Consider the following 15,898-nt stretch of genomic DNA (forward strand, 5'->3'; position numbering starts at 1 on the left):
ATGAAAAATGAAAAAGAAGCTTTACGCAACAGCACTTACGGTAGGAGTAGCTGCCGCATTAATCGCAGGCAACGGGGCATTTTCCGCTTTCGCTTTTGCAAATGAGACAGCCCCGACGGTAAAGGTTACCGGTCAGCATCAGCAAACGGAGTTCGAGGGCGTATTCTCTGCGGTCCCTGCAACTAATACCCTAGGCCTCTCAGTCGCCCCTGAGAAAACAAGCGGGGATATGAGCGAAGACAAAGCGGTGGATATTGCAAAACAAGCGCTTGAGGAGAAATTCGATGTGTCCTTGGATGGCATGAAGGCTTTCCCGATCTTCTGCTCGAGAGAGGATATGGAAGGAACGTTTTATTTTGTATCCTTCATGGATATCCAGGTTGTGGATGCTCAGTGGGCCGTACCGGCTAAAAGCGGTAAAACAGTATCCAGTGAGACCGTCGCAGTCTCTGTCACAGGTAAAAACGACAAGGTGGATGTCTATATCGCATTTGTGGATTCCAAAACCGGCGAAGTTGTTTCCGCTGAAAAAAATCCGATAGCTGAAAAATGATACAGCAAGCGCCGACAGCGCCAGTTGATCCGGTCAACTAATACGGCCTTGCTGCAGTACCTGCGGGATCGCCATCCCCCGGAAATTCATCTACACTGGTAGAGTGGAAAATCACAAAAAGGCAATCTTCCAGGTCACCAGCGACCTAAAGATTGCCTTTTCTATTGCTAAAATTTAAGGATTCCGGTTGTATGCAGCAGTACCAGGAACACGAGAACCGGAGCGATATACCGCACCATGAACAGCCATACCCGGAACCAGCCCACTTTGAGCCCGGCGGCTTCCGCAGCATTTTTCCAGAAATATCCTACGAAGACTGTAGTAATGAGGCCGCCGATCGGCAGCAGAATATTCGATGTGATGAAATCGAGCCAGTCAAAGAACGTTTTACCGCCCATATCCGTGAATGCCGGTATGATTCCAAAGGACAAGACCGAAGGAAGTCCGACCAGCAGCACCAATATGCTGATGATTACTACCGACTTCACGCGTCCCCAGCCCCAACGGTCCATGACGTAGGATACGGGTACTTCAAGCAGTGAAACCGAGGAAGTTAATGCGGCTATCGCCAGCAGCACGAAGAACAGCCCGCCAAAGAATGCGCCCAGCGGCATCGCCGAGAATGCGGCAGGGAGCGCGATGAAGACTAGGGACGGACCCGCATCGGGCTCAATTCCGAATGAAGCGGTTGTAGGGAAAATAATTAGCCCCGCAATGAACGCATAGATCAAGTCTCCGGCTCCGATCGCGAGAGTAGCTGTACCAAGAGATTGACGCTTGTCCACGTAAGCTCCGTAGGTAAGCAGAATACCCATTCCGAGCGACAGCGAGAAGAAGGCATGTCCCAGCGCTACTAATGCCGCTTCCGGGCTTAATTTCGAGAAATCGGGCTGGAGAAAAAAGGATACGCCAGCTCCGGCTCCGGGCAAGGTTACGGCACGGATCATCAATACGATCAGGAGGATGATCAGGCCGGGAATCAGCACCTTGTTGAATTTTTCGATACCTCCGGATATCCCTTTGGCCACAACCCATCCGGTGATCAGGATGGCCACTATCTGCCAAACGATCGGCATGTAGCCTTGGGTAAACGAGCCGAATTGCCCACTATAGTCGGAATTGCTGTATAGCGCTCCGCTGAAGGACTGCACGGCATAATGGAGTGTCCACCCGGCAACGATGACGTAAAAGGTCAGGATAAGAAAAGGCGCGATCACCTGCAGCAAACCGAGACGGCCGAAGATTTTGGGCCCGCCGGCTTTCACAAAGGACGTAGCTGCACTGCCTCTGCCCGCCCGTCCGATAGCCAGTTCGGCCAAAAGCAAAGGCAAGCCGATCAAGATCAAACAGACGATGAACAGCAGAAAGAACGCGGCTCCTCCGTTTTCACCCGTAATATACGGAAATTTCCACATATTGCCCAGACCCACGGAACTTCCGATGGCGGCCAATATAAAACCAGTTGAGGAAAAACGATCGTTTCTTCCCTGCACTGGGTTATTTTGTGATGGTTTCATAGTGCTCCCCCAGTTTTATTTTTATAAACATCTTTTTATTATATTTCAAATTTCATAGAAAAGGGATATGAAATTTTTCACAAGGTAAGATTGTTTCTTCGCACATTTAAATGATGGCAATCCAGCGTAGCCAATATTGAACAACTTGATCTCAGGTGTAAAAAATATTCTTGCTGGAAATTTATTATGAACATTATCTTGGATGATAAATGTCACTATTTTTGTGCAATTTAAATTGTAAATGAATTGAAGTAAGGGGTGTGTTCATGAATTATATCGACCAAGGGGCGGGCTCCTTGATTATCGGTATCGACGTTGGCTCAACCACAGTCAAAGCAACAGTAGTGGATACGAACAGCAAAGAAATCCTTTGGTCGGATTATCAACGCCATCATACGAAGCAGGCGGAGAAGGTAATGGGGCTCTTGGTCGATATCGGAAACGAGTTTCCGGACGTTAAGAAAGAGAATGTCCGCGTTTTCGCGACAGGTTCCGGCAGCGGACCTATCGCTCCGCATATCGGAGCGAAATTCGTGCAGGAAGTCAACGCGGTCACCATGGCGGTGGAGCAGTTGCATCCCGATGTCGGGAGCGTCATCGAGCTTGGCGGCCAGGACGCGAAGATCATCATTTTTAAAGAAAATGAGGAGACGGGAAACAAGCAGGCGATCACGTCCATGAACGACAAATGCGCGTCCGGCACCGGCGTCACGATCGATAAATGCATGATCAAGGTAGGGATGCCTATGGAAGAGGTTGGCAAGCTGCACTTTGACGCTTCGGAATTGCATCATGTTGCCGCAAAATGCGGGGTATTCGCCGAAACGGATATCGTCAATCTGGTGAAGAGCGGAATCTCTTCCGGGGAAATCATGTGCTCGCTGGCGGATGCCATCGTGATGCAGAATCTGTCGGTGCTTACCCGCGGCAATACGTTGCGCCACCGCGTACTTCTCCTGGGCGGGCCGAATACTTACCTGCCTTTCCTGCAGGAATGTTGGAGGCAGCGGATTCCCCAGACCTGGCGGGAACGGGGATACAATTATCCGAAGGATGTGCCGATCGAGGATCTGATTTTTGTGCCGGACAATTCACAGTATTACGCCGCTTATGGAGCCGTGCTGTACGGCCTCCACGAACCGGCGGACGTTGGGGTGTATCAAGGACTGGAAGGGCTGAAGGAATTTATCGCCCACGGGCGCAAAGCCAAACTCGGCGAGAAAGCAGGTCCTCCCTTGGTGGAGACCGATGAGGAACTGGAGCAATTCCGCCGGAATTACAGCATCCCCGGGTTTGAGCCGGCCGTGTTCGCTCCGGGGCAGCAAGTGCGGGCGGTGATTGGCCTGGACGGCGGGTCCACTTCGTCCAAAGCCGTTTTGGTGGATGAACACGGCCGCATCTTGCTGAAAGAATACCAGCTTTCCAAGGGGAACCCGCTGGAAGACACGAAAGAAATGCTGCTGCGCATCCAAGGCAAGGTGCGGGAACAGGGGACAGAGCTGGAGATTATCGGCTTCGGCGCTACGGGATATGCCGCGGATGTCCTTGAAAAAACGTTGAAGGCGGACGTCAACATCGTCGAAACCGTAGCCCATATGATGAGCGCCGTTCACCAATTCGGAGATATCGACGTCATCTGCGACATCGGGGGACAGGATATCAAAGTGCTCTTTTTGAAAAACAGAGACATCCGAAACTTTAAGCTGTCCAATCAATGTTCGGCCGGGAACGGGATGCTGCTCCAGGCGATGGCCGACCAGTTCGGCATTCCGGTTCAGGAGTATGCGAATACGGCATTCAGCGCCGATCTCAGCCCTAAGTTTTCTTACGGCTGCGCGGTGTTCCTCGACGCGGATCGCGTGAATTTCCAGAAGGAGGGATATTCCAAAGAGGAATTGCTGGCCGGACTCGCCCTCGTCCTGCCGAAAAACATATGGCAATACGTCGTGCAAATTCCGCGCATGGCCGAACTTGGCCGCAAATTCGTGTTACAGGGAGGCACCCAGTATAACCTGGCCGCGGTCAAGGCCCAGGTCGATTATATCAAGCAGCGGGTCCCTGATGCCGAAATTTACGTTCATCCTCATCCGGGAGAAGCGGGCGCCATCGGAGCGGCGATGGAGACGCTGCGCGTGGTCAAGCGACGGGGATATTCCACCTTTTTGGGGCTGAACTCGGCGATCCATCTGCGCTATACCAGCCGCAACGACGAATCGACCCGCTGCAATTTCTGCCCCAACCACTGCAGCCGCACCTTTATCGACTCCGAGATGCCGGACGGCCAAACCACCCGCTACATATCCGGCTTCTCCTGCGAAAAGGGGACGGTGGAAGATCAGGAAACTGTCGTCCAATTGACCAAAAAGCGGCAGGAACTAAAAAAGCATTACCCCAATCTCGTCGAATACGAAGCGCGCCGGATGTTTCAGCATTTTTACGATCCGGAGCCGCTGCCCGAAGCGAAGCCGAAGACGGAGGACGCTCGGCACAAACACGGCCTCCTGGGGCTGTTGGGTAAGCGCGCCGAGCCCGGCGGGCGCCGGTTTGCGCGTTCTTCCAACGAGGCGATGGAACGGCGTGCCCGGATCCGGATCGGGATTCCCCGCGTACTGAACATTTGGTCGACGGCGCCTTTTTGGCGGACGTATTTCGAAACTTTGGGCATCGGCGGGAGAAACATCGTGTTCAGCGACCATACGAGCGAGGAAATGTGGCAGGAGGGCGGCAAATACGGCTCGATCGACCCGTGTTATCCGTCGAAGGTGGCCCAGGCCCACGTCCACAACCTGCTGTTTAAGCACCATGAGCAAAAAGTGCTGGATTACGTCTTTTTTCCGTGCATCACCCATATCCCGACGCATCTGAACAACGTAATGGATTCGACCAGCTGTCCGATCGTAGCCGGTGCCCCGAACGTGATCAAAGCCGCCTTTACCAAGGAAGTGGATTTCTTTGCAACGCGCGGAATCGCCTATCTGGATCCGGCGGTGACGTTCATCGAACCGAATCTTATGAAAAGGCAGCTGTATGAGGCGCTTGCCAAACATCTGCAGATCACCGAGGACGAAAGCGATTTTGCCGTGGAGCAGGGCTGGAAGGCGCTGGAGCTGTTCGATGCAGAGATGCAGGAGAAAGGGCGTCAGATCCTGGAACAGGTCGAACGGGAAAACCGCCTGGCCATTTTGATGATCGGGCGGCCTTACCATTCCGATCCGGGCATGAACCATGGCGTGCCCGAAGAATTCCAGGTGCTGGGCTATCCCATTTTGTCGATGCGCTCCATTCCCAAAGATGAAGCCTGGCTGCGCCGCTTTTTCGCAAGCGACCTAGCGATCGGGCGGGCCCATTATGCGCTTGAAGTCAGCGATGTGTGGCCGGAAAATTTCAGTTCCAACAGCGTGCAAAAAGTATGGGCGGCCAAATTTGCCGCGCGCCATCCGCACGTGGCGGTGCTGGACTTGTCCAGCTTCAAATGCGGCCATGACGCGCCGACCTACGGGCTGATCGATTCGATCATCAGCGCCGCGGGCACCCCTTACTCCGCGCTGCACGAGATCGACGCCAACAAGCCGGGCGGCTCGATCAAGATCCGGGTCAAAACGTACGCCCACAGCTTGGGGCTTCATGAGGAGCGCCTGCAGGACCTGGCCGGCAAAAAAGCCGAGCTGCAGCAGCGCCTGGAGCAAAAACGCGCGGAACTTCTGGGGGAGAAGCAGGACAAGAAGGCCGGAGCGATATAAATTTAACAGGAGTGATTCGACCATGACTGTTGCCAAAAGGAAGATAAAACCCGCAGCATCGTCCTCTATCGAGGATATCCTGGCGGAGTATCAGAAAGAGCAGGAAAAATTGCTGGGCTTAGAGCAAGAGGATAAACAGCATTGGTTTGACTCCGTCCCGCGCCAGTTTTTGGCCAAAGAAAAAGCCGTCACCACGATTCTTTTCGGAAGGGCTGACGATGGCCCAGGATTATTTGACTGAGGGGGCGTTGAAAGGGCTCGGGTACCGGATTGAGCATATGGAATGTCCGGACAACGAGTCGCTGCGTTACGGCAAGGAATTCGGGAACCGCGGGCAGTGCAACCCGACATATTTCACGATTGGCAATTTGATTAAGTACCTATGCTACCTTCGCGATGTGGAAGGCAAAACCAAGGAAGAGATCGTCGGCAATTACTTGTTCGTGAGCAGCGGGTCCTGTGGTCCCTGCCGCTTCGGCACCTATGTGACGGAGTATCGGAAGGCTTTGCGCGACGCGGGATTCGACGGTTTTCGCGTGCTGCTGTTCCAACAGACGGACGGCCTGAAGCAGGCGACCGGCGGCGAATCGGCGCTGAAGCTGGATATCTCGTTTTTCCTTGGCTTTCTGAAAGCCATTTTGATGGGGGACATTCTAAATGCGCTGGCTTACCGGATCCGTCCCTACGAGGTGAAGGAAGGCGCGACGGACGCCGCACTGGACCGCTGCAAACGGCTGCTATATGAAGCCTTAAGCGAGCGGAAGCAGTTGGTTCCGGCTTTGATTCGCTGCCGCAAAGAACTGCGGGCCGTGCGCGTGGATCGCACCATAGTCAAACCGAAGGTCAGCATTATCGGCGAATTTTGGGCGACGACAACCGAAGGCGACGGGAACTATCAACTGCAGCGCTTTTTGGAAAACGAGGGGGCCGAGGTGGAGGTGCAGTCGATGACCGCCTGGATTTTGTTCCTCATCTGGTCCGCGCGCTACGATACGCTCAAACGAGTCTCCCTGCGCGAAGCCGACGGAGGGAAGCACGGCCTGAAAGGGAAAAAGCCGCACTCGCGGCTGCGCATGTTATGGCTTGCCGATCGCGCCGTCCGCATCATCTTTCAAACCTATGCCCAAACCATCGGGCTGCGCCAATACCATCTTCCCGACATGGAAGAGATCGCCCGCGTCGCCCATGAACACTACAATAACCAGGTGCGCGGCGGAGAGGGGCATATGGAAGTCGGCAAGCTGATCTTGAACGTAATAAAGCGGAAAGTGAATATGACCATTTCGGTCAAGCCCTTCGGCTGCATGCCTTCTTCCGGCGTTTCCGACGGGTGCAATCACTGATCACCGAAAAATACCCCGACGCGATCTTTCTGCCGATCGAAACAACGGGGGACGGAGCGATCAACGTATACAGCCGCGTACAGATGATGCTGTTTAAAGCAAAACAGGCGGCGCAGAGGGAATTTGAAGCGGCTTTGGCACAAAAAAAGCTCACGACCGACGGGCTCCGGCATAAGAAGTACTTTTCAAAATTCGCCGATCCGCTGCGGGCAAACTGACACGTTGTCGCTTGTACGGCAGCGAATGGGGTATATGGCTTGACGAGATTCATAGGGGGGATTGAACTCCGAAGAAACCAGCAGAACGTCCAGAGGATATAAGGGGTGGATCGCGAATTTTTCGAGAAGAAAGGGAAGTAGCCATGCTGTAAAGACAACATGGCTACTTCCCTTCATTATTAAAATTGTTTGTAATTTGTTGAAGAATTTCCTTTAGGCCTGGCAGTAAAAAAGATCTCGTTATAGAGAAGGCACTTTCTAAATTTTTTCAACAACTGACAGTCATACTGCTGATTTATAAATAACCGAAGGTAATCGTCCTCATTTCGGATATAATTTCCATCGTCAAATCGGGTCATAAACCAATTATTGAATCTGCTTTTCTGAGATAAATAAGGTTCAATGACAGCCACATTCCCTTCAGGCTTCAAAACTCTACGGAACTCATGTAAATAGTGGCTAATAAGCTCGTTCGGTATATGGTGAAGAACTGCAACAATCAAAATGAGATCAACCGTTTGATCCGGTATTTGGATACGTTTCCCGTCGAATACCATGAAAGTATGGTTCTTAAACAGCCGCTTAGCAAATTCGATTCTCTTCAAATTGACATCGATGCCATAATATTTATCGACAGGACTCATGCAACTATTTGCCCCGGTGCCGCAGCCAAAATCAAGAACCATTTTATTATCCATAGCGAAATGGCTTTTTATATGGTTGTGAATATATTTTTCAGTAAACCATCGCGGGCGAACAAAAGAGTGGTACAATCGCGGAGCCAGATACATGGAGTTGACCTCATCCTCCTGTTGGTGATTAATGGAGTCATTGAAGATTTGAAAACCATCGGTTTTTCGGGATTTCCAACAAAATTATGTCCTAATAAAGTTGAATTATGCAAAATGAACTCCCTTGTTTTGAATGAATAATACATAAGGACCTGTGATACCCTTTATTTTGGAGGTGAGAATAAATCATTGATTTGGATTATTTTTGCTCTTTTATTGTTGGTTTTCCAAATTGCTGCGGTTGTTATTTTTGAATATTCGCGTCCATATAAAGCGATCACCTGGGTCGTCATCTTGTTCATATTTCCGCTGTTCGGTTATTTGCTTTATTTTTTTATGGGAAAAGAATATATCCTTAAACGTCCGAAAAATCCGGCAGATCACATCCGGTTGGAGCAAGTTAGAGAACGTCTATCGGACCGTTGCGAACGGGAGCGTATCAAGGAAGGAGCAACCCCTGTAGTATTGCCTAATGATAGGATATATTCGATATTGGAACACGCGGCATCCTTCCCTGTTGCTGTCGGCAATGAAACGGCTGTGTACGCTGAGGGGGAAGAAGCCTTTGAAGATATGCTGCAGGCCATCTCCTTGGCCAGGCACCATATTCATATCGAATTTTATATTATCCGTGACGATGGGCTCGGCTTACGCTTTCAGCAATTGTTGATCCGAAAGGCTCGGGAAGGGGTAAAGGTGAAGTTGATGTATGACGGAATCGGCAGCCATAAGTTGAAAAAGTCTTATGTGGCTCAATTGCATGAGGCCGGGATAGAAACCGGCTGTTTTTCCCCTCCGTTAATCTCTTTTTTTGCTAGAAGCCTCAATTATCGAAACCATCGGAAAATTGTCGTCGTGGACGGGAGAATCGGGTATTTTGGCGGTTTAAACATAGGGGATGAATATTTAGGGAAAGATCCGAAAATCGGCTACTGGAGGGACACTCATTTCCGTATCGAAGGTGATGCGGTTTGGTGGATTCAATATACGTTTCTGACCGATTGGTATTTCGTGAAGGGGAAATTACTGGCCAACCCAGAATACTATCCGCTTCAAGAAAGAAAGGGCAACGAATGGGTTCAAATCGTAAAAAGCGGTCCAGATGAACCGATACTAGACCTCTTTTTCTCCTGTTTCGTTTCCGCTAAGAGAAGGATTTATATCGAATCGCCCTATTTCGTGCCGGAGCCTGGGATCATCTTGGCTTTGAAAACAGCTGCTATCAGTGGAGTAGACGTTAGGGTCATCTTGCCTGCTGTTCCAGATTCAAAAGTCGTTTACTTGGCTTCCTTGTCCTATATTCAGGAATTGCTGCAAACCGGGGCACGACTTTTTCTGTATGAGAAAGGGTTCATTCATTCGAAAGTGGTCATTGCTGATGATCTGGCGTGCTCCGGATCAGCCAATATGGATCATCGCAGCTTTTGTGGACAATTCGAATTGAATGCGATCTTTTATGACGGGAAGACCGTTAATCAGTTAGTTCGTGATTTTTGCAGGGATCTAAGTACAAGCAAGGAAATTGAACTATCCCAATATGAGAAACGTCCGCAGCTTCAAAAGTACAAAGAAGCATTCGCCCGTCTATTTTCGCCTTTGTTTTAATAAAGGGCACCGATTCGGTACCATATTAGTCGGTATCATATTAGATAGTCAAAAAAATTAAAACCCCCTTGATACCAAGGGGGTTATCAATCGAGACGACAGGATTTGAACCTGCGACCTCTTGCTCCCGAAGCAAGCGCTCTACCAAGCTGAGCCACGTCTCGTTAGTGGAGTCATAACAATGTATAATTTTACTCGTCTTATTATGATTTGTAAAGAGAGTTTTAAAATTTTTTTCATAATCGGTTCTGAAGAAAAAAAGGTGTTGAATGGATTTGGTGCAATCCGTGCACCCAAACATGTTAACGTTACTATGTTTTATCGGTTTATAGCCTCATTTCTTGTTTCTAAATATGAATTTAACGCCAATATTTTTTGTGAAAACGTTTGACATAAAAACGGATACATTTATAATAAAGATTGAGCTCACACATTTTATTCATTCCAAAAAACGAAGACTGGGGGAAACAAAATGAAGAAGTGGATGTCACTTTCCATCGCCTTGGCACTAATTATGACAGTGCTATCGGCATGCGGAGGCGGGGGCAAGAGCAGCAATGCAGGTGCAACGGAGAATGGGGCGTCAGGCAAGACGGTTGACATTACCGTTTTGGTCGGCAAGGAAGAAATCGCGAAGCCGTTTGAATCCATGGTAAGCGATTACAACAAATCGCAGGACAAAGTAAAGGTATCCATTATACCTCTGTCAGGGGCGAACGGTTATGAAAGAATGACCACACTGTATGCGTCGAACAATGCTCCTACCGTAATGAGTATCGGACAGGAACTGGAGCTGATGCAGGACAAGCTGCTTGATTTGTCCGATCAGGAGTGGGTCAAGAACGCTTCTCCAGGCACCCTGGATTACGCTACATACGATGGTAAAGTTCTGGGTATGCCCATGTCCGTAGAGGCCTTCGGCTTTATTTACAATAAGGCTGTTTTGGATAAAGTGACAGGCAGCAGCTTCGATCCGTCGAGCGTTAAAACCATCGATGATCTGAAAGCTCTTTTTGAGAAAATCGAGGCAGCCGGTGTTACACCAATCACTGTAACTCCGCTCGATTGGTCGCTGGGGGCTCATTTTGCCAACATTCTGTTTACCGACCAATCGTCGGACCGCGATGCGCGTCACAAATTCCTTGCGGACATGAAGAGCGGGAACGTCGATCTTGCCAACAACGCGGTGTTTAACGGCTGGATGGATACCTTCGATTTGATGAAGCAATACAACAAGGCTAAGGATGCTCCGCTTTCCGCGCAATACGACGAAGCGCCGTTGCAACTGGCCGACGGGGAAGCGGCGCTGTGGTTTATGGGCAACTGGGCTTACCCGCAGCTTAAGGAAGCGGATCCGGATGGAGAGTACGGATTCCTGCCGGTTCCTGTGAGCAACAACGCCGATGATTACGGCAACAGCCAAATTTCGGCCAGCGTTTCATTGTATTGGAGTATCGACAAAGAACAGTCCACTCCGGAAGAACAGGCTGCCGCCAAAGATTTCTTGAACTGGATGGTCAGCAGCGAACAAGGCCAGGATTACTATGTCAATCAATTCAGCGCGATCCCTGCGTTCAACAACTTTAAAATTATTCCGGAAGACAGCTTGTCGCAGTCGCTATTGTATTACATGGACAAGCAGCAAACGCTGGAATGGATGAATTTGTATTTCCCGCCGGACGGTTATCCGACCATGGGAGCAACACTGCAGAAATATTTGACCGGCAACATCGATCGTGCCGGCGTTGCTAAGGAATTTGCGGAATACTGGAAAAAGACCAAATAAGGTAACGTTTTCATATTTTTTCTGATTAGAAAAAGAATCCGAGGGATAAGCCGTTTGGCTTATCCCCCGCTTGTTATAAAGAGAGTTGGAAATAGAGTGGGAGGGCTATCATGAACGATCGGAAAGAACAGAAACAACAGTGGTGGAAGGAAAGCATCGCCTACCAGATTTACCCGCGCAGCTTCCAGGACTCGAACGGCGATGGGATCGGGGATTTGCGGGGCATTATCGAACGTCTCGATTATTTGCAATATCTTGGCATTGATTTGCTGTGGCTTTCTCCGGTATACGATTCGCCAAACGACGATAACGGATACGATATCCGCGATTATCACGGGATTTTGGCCGAATACGGAACGATGGAAGATATGGACGAGCTGATTGCGGAAGCCGGAAAGCGGGGAATTCGGCTGGTGATGGACCTGGTCGCCAATCATACCTCGGATGAGCATGCCTGGTTTATCGAATCGCGTTCCGCGAAGGACAGCCCCAAACGGGATTGGTATATATGGCGCCCGGGCAAAGACGGTAAGGAGCCAACCAACTGGGAATGCGGATTCGGCGGATCGGCCTGGGAGTATGACGTGCAAAGCGGCGAATATTTTCTGCACTGTTTCTCTCCCAAGCAGCCGGATTTGAATTGGGAGAATCCCGAAGTGAGACGAGAACTTTATTCAATGATCGACTGGTGGATGGATAAAGGGATTGCCGGGTTCCGCGTCGACGCGATTACCTACATTAAGAAAAATCCCCAATTTCCCCAGCTTGCAGCCGAACCGGGGCGGAATTTTGCTCCCATTGAAAAAGTCAGCTTAAATCAGGAAGGAATCCTCGATTTTCTGCGTGAGATGAAGCAGGAAGCGCTGGAGCCGAGAGGGGCGATTACGGTCGCCGAAGCTCCGGGGGTGCCGCTCGAACAAATCGGCGATTTTGTGGATGAAACGGACGGCGTGTTTACGATGCTGTTCCAATTTAACCATGTGGATTTGGACATCAAGCCCGGCGGCAAAGCGGAGTTCGTTGATTGGGACATGAAAAAATTCAAGGATGCCCTGTCGTTATGGCAGCAGGAATCCAACCGCCATGGCTGGATGGGGTTGTTCCTGGAAAACCACGACCATGTCCGCTCGGTATCCAAATTCGGCAACGACGGGCCCTATCGTGACTTGTCCGCCAAAATGCTTGCGGCGTATTATTTTTTGATGCGGGGAACGCCGTTCATTTATCAAGGGCAAGAGATCGGTATGACCAACTGTCCTTTTGACTCCATTCATGAATACCGCGACATCGGCAGCCTCAACCTGTTCCGGGATGAGACGGCCAAAGGGCGGCAGACGGAGGAGATTTTGAGCTACCTCGGCAAACGCAGCCGCGATCAAGGGCGAACCCCGATGCAGTGGAACGGTGAGCGGGAGGCCGGCTTTACCTCCGGAACGCCTTGGATCAAAGTGAACCCCAATTATAGAGAAATCAATGTCGAGGAGAATATGAAAAACGAGGATTCGGTACTGCAGTTTTACCGTCGTCTCATCGCGCTGCGGCGGGAGCACCGGAGTTTGGTTTACGGATACTATGACGACCTTTGCAAGGAATCCAAGGAGGTTGGAGCCTATCAGCGCACCTATAACGGCGAACGCTGGATCGTTTTGTGCAATTTTACCGGGCAGTCCGTCTCTCTGCAGCAGCTTAAGGAAATCCCGCTGGACGGCGAACGGGTCCTGTCCAATTACGAAGGCCGGGACGAACATGCATTGAGACCGTATGAGGCGGTGGTTTTCAGATGGCAGAGAAAATGATGGAACAATCGATAGAACGGATTCTCACGCAACTGACGTTGGAGGAAAAAGCAAGCCTTTGCTCGGGTCAGGATTTTTGGCGCTTGAAGGAAATAGGCCGATTGGCGGTTCCCTCAATCAGGATGGCGGACGGGCCCCATGGCCTGCGCAAGGAAGCGGAAAATGCGGATTATTTGGCCGCGGGACAGAGCCTGCCGGCCACCTGCTTTCCTTCCGCCGCCGGGCTGGCCTGCACCTGGAACCGGACCTTGATCCGGCAAATGGGGGAAGCGCTCGGCAAGGAATGCCAGGCCGAGGGTGTATCGGTATTGCTCGGACCGGGCGCAAACATCAAGCGCAGTCCGCTCTGCGGCAGAAACTTCGAATACTTCTCGGAGGATCCTTATTTGTCGTCGGAAATGGCGGCCAGCCATATTGAAGGGGTACAGAGTCAGGGAGTCGGAACTTCACTCAAGCATTTTGCGCTGAATAATCAGGAATACCGCAAGATGACGGTGGACGCCGTTGCCGATGAACGGACACTGCGGGAAATTTATCTGGCCAGCTTTGAGGGTGCGGTGAAAAAGGCCCGCCCATGGACGGTGATGACCGCCTACAACCGGGTGAACGGGGATTACTGCGCCGAGAACAAGCGGCTTTTGACCGATATTTTGCGCGAGGAATGGGGATATGAAGGCGCTGTAATCTCCGACTGGGGCGCGGTAAACGAGCGGGTAGCCGGTCTGCTGGCCGGGCTCGATCTGGAAATGCCGTTTAATCTCGGAGAAGGCGATGCCAAGATCGTTCAAGCCGTGCGTAGCGGGAAGCTTTCCGAAGAACAGTTGAACAGAACGGTCAAAGTGCTGCTGGAGCTGGCCTTTAAAGGCCAGGCGGCAAAACGGGAGCAAGCTTCGTTTGATGCCGCCGGGCATCATGACCTGGCCCAAAAAGTGGCCGCCGAAAGCATGGTGCTGCTCAGAAACGAGCAGGGCATCCTGCCGCTCTCCAAGGAAGCGAACATTGCCGTCATCGGCGGCTTCGCGCAGCGGCCGAGATTTCAAGGCGGGGGCAGCTCGCATATCGTACCGACCAGGCTGGATATCGCTTATGATGAAATCAGACGTAAAGTAAAGGATCCGGCGCGAATCACCTATGCGCAAGGATACCGCCCGGACGATGACGAGCTGGATGCCGCTTTGCTGGCGGAAGCCGCGGAAGCCGCCGCCAAGGCGGAGGTTGCCGTTATTTTTGCCGGCTTGCCGGATCGGTACGAAACGGAAGGGTATGACCGCAGCCATCTGCGTTTGCCGGATAATCATATTCGCCTGATCGAAGAGGTGGCCAAGGTCCAAAGCAATCTGGTCGTGGTGTTGAGCAACGGCTCGCCGGTGGAGATGCCTTGGATCGGCCAAACCCAGGCCGTGCTGGAGGCTTATTTGGGCGGACAGGCGGCCGGCGGGGCGGTGGCCGATCTGCTGTTCGGCGATGTCAATCCGAGCGGCAAGCTGGCCGAAACTTTTCCGGCGGCGCTCGAGCATAACCCGTCTTATCTGTTTTTCCCGGGCGAAAAGGACCGCGCCGAATACAAGGAGGGAGTGTTCGTCGGCTACCGCTACTATGACGCTAAGGCGCTTGAACCGCTGTTTCCGTTTGGACATGGCCTAAGCTATACCCGGTTTGAATACTCCGGTTTGACGCTCGGCAGCTCCAGAATCCGGGAAGATGAGACATTGACGGTCAGTGTGCGGATCAAAAACGCCGGAGAGATGCCTGGGAAGGAAATCGTGCAGCTGTACGTAAGCGACCGGGAAGCGTCGGTGGCCCGTCCGCCGAAGGAGCTTAAAGGCTTCGAAAAGATCGAGCTTCAGCCCGGCGAAGAGAAGACGGTAGTTTTTGAGCTGAACAAAAGAGCGTTTGCTTATTACGATGTGGAGTTGGGCGATTGGCATGTCGAGAGCGGCTTCTTCGATATTATGATCGGACGTTCGTCCCGGGATATCGCCGTTGCCGAAGCGGTTTATGTGGAGAGTGCCGCCAAGATAAGGCCTTCATTTACGCGCAATTCGACGTTGGGCGATCTGTTGACGAAAGCCGCTCCGGACCAGCTGACGCTGGCGCTTATCGAGCAATTTAAGCTGAACAGTGGGATTTTTCCGGAGGACAAACCGGCTGATATCGCTGAGGCCGATCTTCATTTCCTGCCGCTGCGTGCGCTTGTCACGTTAAGCAAGGGCGGCCTTCGGGAAAAAGACATGGAAGCTTTGCTAAGCCGGGTAAACAAGAGTTGATCCGGCGTGATCCGGCGCCAGAAGCCTTCGTTCCTGTGCCCGGGTTTAGCCGAAGACTGCCGTTGACTTTGGGGAGACGGATTGGATATAATAGTCTATAATCAATTTTAAAGCTGGATATTGCAAAGCAGTGATGAGGAATCAGTATTTTCGGACAGACCATGCAGAGAGCCGGCGACAGGTGCAAGCCGGTTGGCCGCGGAATGAACTCGCCTCGGAGTGCGGTGCAATTGCGGTAGCGGCGGATACGCTGACGGCTTCCTTGCCGGCCGCATGAACATC

At 51.5% G+C, this 15,898-nt stretch carries 12 protein-coding genes and 1 tRNA gene; 10 read left to right on the plus strand and 3 right to left on the minus strand.

Annotation, left to right across the window (positions count from 1 at the left end; translation table 11 throughout):
• The first annotated feature begins 7 nt into the window (after positions 1–7).
• Entirely contained in the window at positions 8–553 is a 546-nt protein-coding gene (locus ACLD72_RS12560) for a hypothetical protein (protein ID WP_411002139.1), read from the plus strand.
• Positions 554–720: 167 nt separating this feature from the next.
• On the opposite strand, the gene ACLD72_RS12565 is transcribed toward ACLD72_RS12560, so the two are convergent.
• Entirely contained in the window at positions 721–2,070 is a 1,350-nt protein-coding gene (locus ACLD72_RS12565; protein ID WP_411002138.1) for a sodium-dependent transporter, read from the minus strand.
• Between the two features lie 266 nt (positions 2,071–2,336).
• Here ACLD72_RS12565 and ACLD72_RS12570 point away from each other — a divergent pair, with 266 nt between their 5' ends.
• From ACLD72_RS12570 to ACLD72_RS12585, 4 genes are read left to right on the plus strand one after another with little or no spacing between them, the layout of a single operon-like run.
• The gene (locus tag ACLD72_RS12570; RefSeq protein WP_411002137.1) at positions 2,337–5,810 is read left to right on the plus strand and encodes a BadF/BadG/BcrA/BcrD ATPase family protein; all 3,474 of its coding nucleotides are present in this window, start codon (positions 2,337–2,339) and stop codon (positions 5,808–5,810) included.
• Positions 5,811–5,832: 22 nt separating this feature from the next.
• Positions 5,833–6,051: a hypothetical protein gene (locus ACLD72_RS12575; RefSeq protein WP_411002136.1), complete on the plus strand. Its 219-nt coding sequence runs from the start codon at positions 5,833–5,835 to the stop codon at positions 6,049–6,051.
• Positions 6,029–7,153 (plus strand): 2-hydroxyglutaryl-CoA dehydratase, encoded by a 1,125-nt coding sequence (locus tag ACLD72_RS12580; protein WP_411002135.1) that lies wholly within the window; start codon positions 6,029–6,031, stop codon positions 7,151–7,153. Before ACLD72_RS12575 ends, ACLD72_RS12580 begins: the two co-directional genes overlap by 23 nt.
• Positions 7,141–7,371, plus strand: a complete 231-nt coding sequence (locus ACLD72_RS12585; RefSeq protein WP_411002134.1) for a hypothetical protein — start codon at positions 7,141–7,143, stop codon at positions 7,369–7,371. Before ACLD72_RS12580 ends, ACLD72_RS12585 begins: the two co-directional genes overlap by 13 nt.
• A gap of 179 nt (positions 7,372–7,550) precedes the next feature.
• On the opposite strand, the gene ACLD72_RS12590 is transcribed toward ACLD72_RS12585, so the two are convergent.
• The gene (locus ACLD72_RS12590; RefSeq protein WP_411002133.1) at positions 7,551–8,162 is read right to left on the minus strand and encodes a class I SAM-dependent methyltransferase; all 612 of its coding nucleotides are present in this window, start codon (positions 8,160–8,162) and stop codon (positions 7,551–7,553) included.
• A gap of 189 nt (positions 8,163–8,351) precedes the next feature.
• On the opposite strand from ACLD72_RS12590, the gene cls reads away from it, so the two are divergent.
• Entirely contained in the window at positions 8,352–9,767 is a 1,416-nt protein-coding gene (cls, locus tag ACLD72_RS12595) for a cardiolipin synthase (protein ID WP_411002132.1), read from the plus strand.
• Positions 9,768–9,857: 90 nt separating this feature from the next.
• On the opposite strand, the gene ACLD72_RS12600 is transcribed toward cls, so the two are convergent.
• Positions 9,858–9,931, minus strand: a tRNA-Pro gene (locus ACLD72_RS12600).
• A gap of 308 nt (positions 9,932–10,239) precedes the next feature.
• On the opposite strand from ACLD72_RS12600, the gene ACLD72_RS12605 reads away from it, so the two are divergent.
• From ACLD72_RS12605 to ACLD72_RS12620, 4 genes are all read left to right on the plus strand, one after another.
• Complete coding sequence (locus tag ACLD72_RS12605) at positions 10,240–11,553, plus strand: ABC transporter substrate-binding protein (RefSeq protein WP_411002131.1); 1,314 nt, start codon at positions 10,240–10,242, stop codon at positions 11,551–11,553.
• A gap of 110 nt (positions 11,554–11,663) precedes the next feature.
• Entirely contained in the window at positions 11,664–13,349 is a 1,686-nt protein-coding gene (locus ACLD72_RS12610) for a glycoside hydrolase family 13 protein (RefSeq protein ID WP_411002130.1), read from the plus strand.
• On the plus strand, positions 13,349–15,616 hold the full coding sequence (locus ACLD72_RS12615; protein ID WP_411002161.1) for a glycoside hydrolase family 3 C-terminal domain-containing protein: 2,268 nt from the start codon (positions 13,349–13,351) through the stop codon (positions 15,614–15,616). The genes ACLD72_RS12610 and ACLD72_RS12615 overlap by 1 nt, the downstream gene beginning before the upstream one ends.
• A 133-nt stretch (positions 15,617–15,749) precedes the next feature.
• On the plus strand, positions 15,750–15,893 hold the full coding sequence (locus ACLD72_RS12620) for a hypothetical protein (RefSeq protein ID WP_458475797.1): 144 nt from the start codon (positions 15,750–15,752) through the stop codon (positions 15,891–15,893).
• Positions 15,894–15,898 lie beyond the last annotated feature (5 nt).

This window comes from Paenibacillus lacisediminis (assembly GCF_046567315.2).

Coding starts and splice junctions, on each gene's coding strand:
- ACLD72_RS12560 (WP_411002139.1), top strand. CDS start 8: ATGAAAAAGAAGCTTTACGCAACAGCACTTACGGTAGGAGTAGCTGCC.
- ACLD72_RS12565 (WP_411002138.1), bottom strand. CDS start 2,070: ATGAAACCATCACAAAATAACCCAGTGCAGGGAAGAAACGATCGTTTT.
- ACLD72_RS12570 (WP_411002137.1), top strand. CDS start 2,337: ATGAATTATATCGACCAAGGGGCGGGCTCCTTGATTATCGGTATCGAC.
- ACLD72_RS12575 (WP_411002136.1), top strand. CDS start 5,833: ATGACTGTTGCCAAAAGGAAGATAAAACCCGCAGCATCGTCCTCTATC.
- ACLD72_RS12580 (WP_411002135.1), top strand. CDS start 6,029: ATGGCCCAGGATTATTTGACTGAGGGGGCGTTGAAAGGGCTCGGGTAC.
- ACLD72_RS12590 (WP_411002133.1), bottom strand. CDS start 8,162: ATGTATCTGGCTCCGCGATTGTACCACTCTTTTGTTCGCCCGCGATGG.
- ACLD72_RS12605 (WP_411002131.1), top strand. CDS start 10,240: ATGAAGAAGTGGATGTCACTTTCCATCGCCTTGGCACTAATTATGACA.
- ACLD72_RS12610 (WP_411002130.1), top strand. CDS start 11,664: ATGAACGATCGGAAAGAACAGAAACAACAGTGGTGGAAGGAAAGCATC.
- ACLD72_RS12615 (WP_411002161.1), top strand. CDS start 13,349: ATGGAACAATCGATAGAACGGATTCTCACGCAACTGACGTTGGAGGAA.
- ACLD72_RS12620 (WP_458475797.1), top strand. CDS start 15,750: ATGAGGAATCAGTATTTTCGGACAGACCATGCAGAGAGCCGGCGACAG.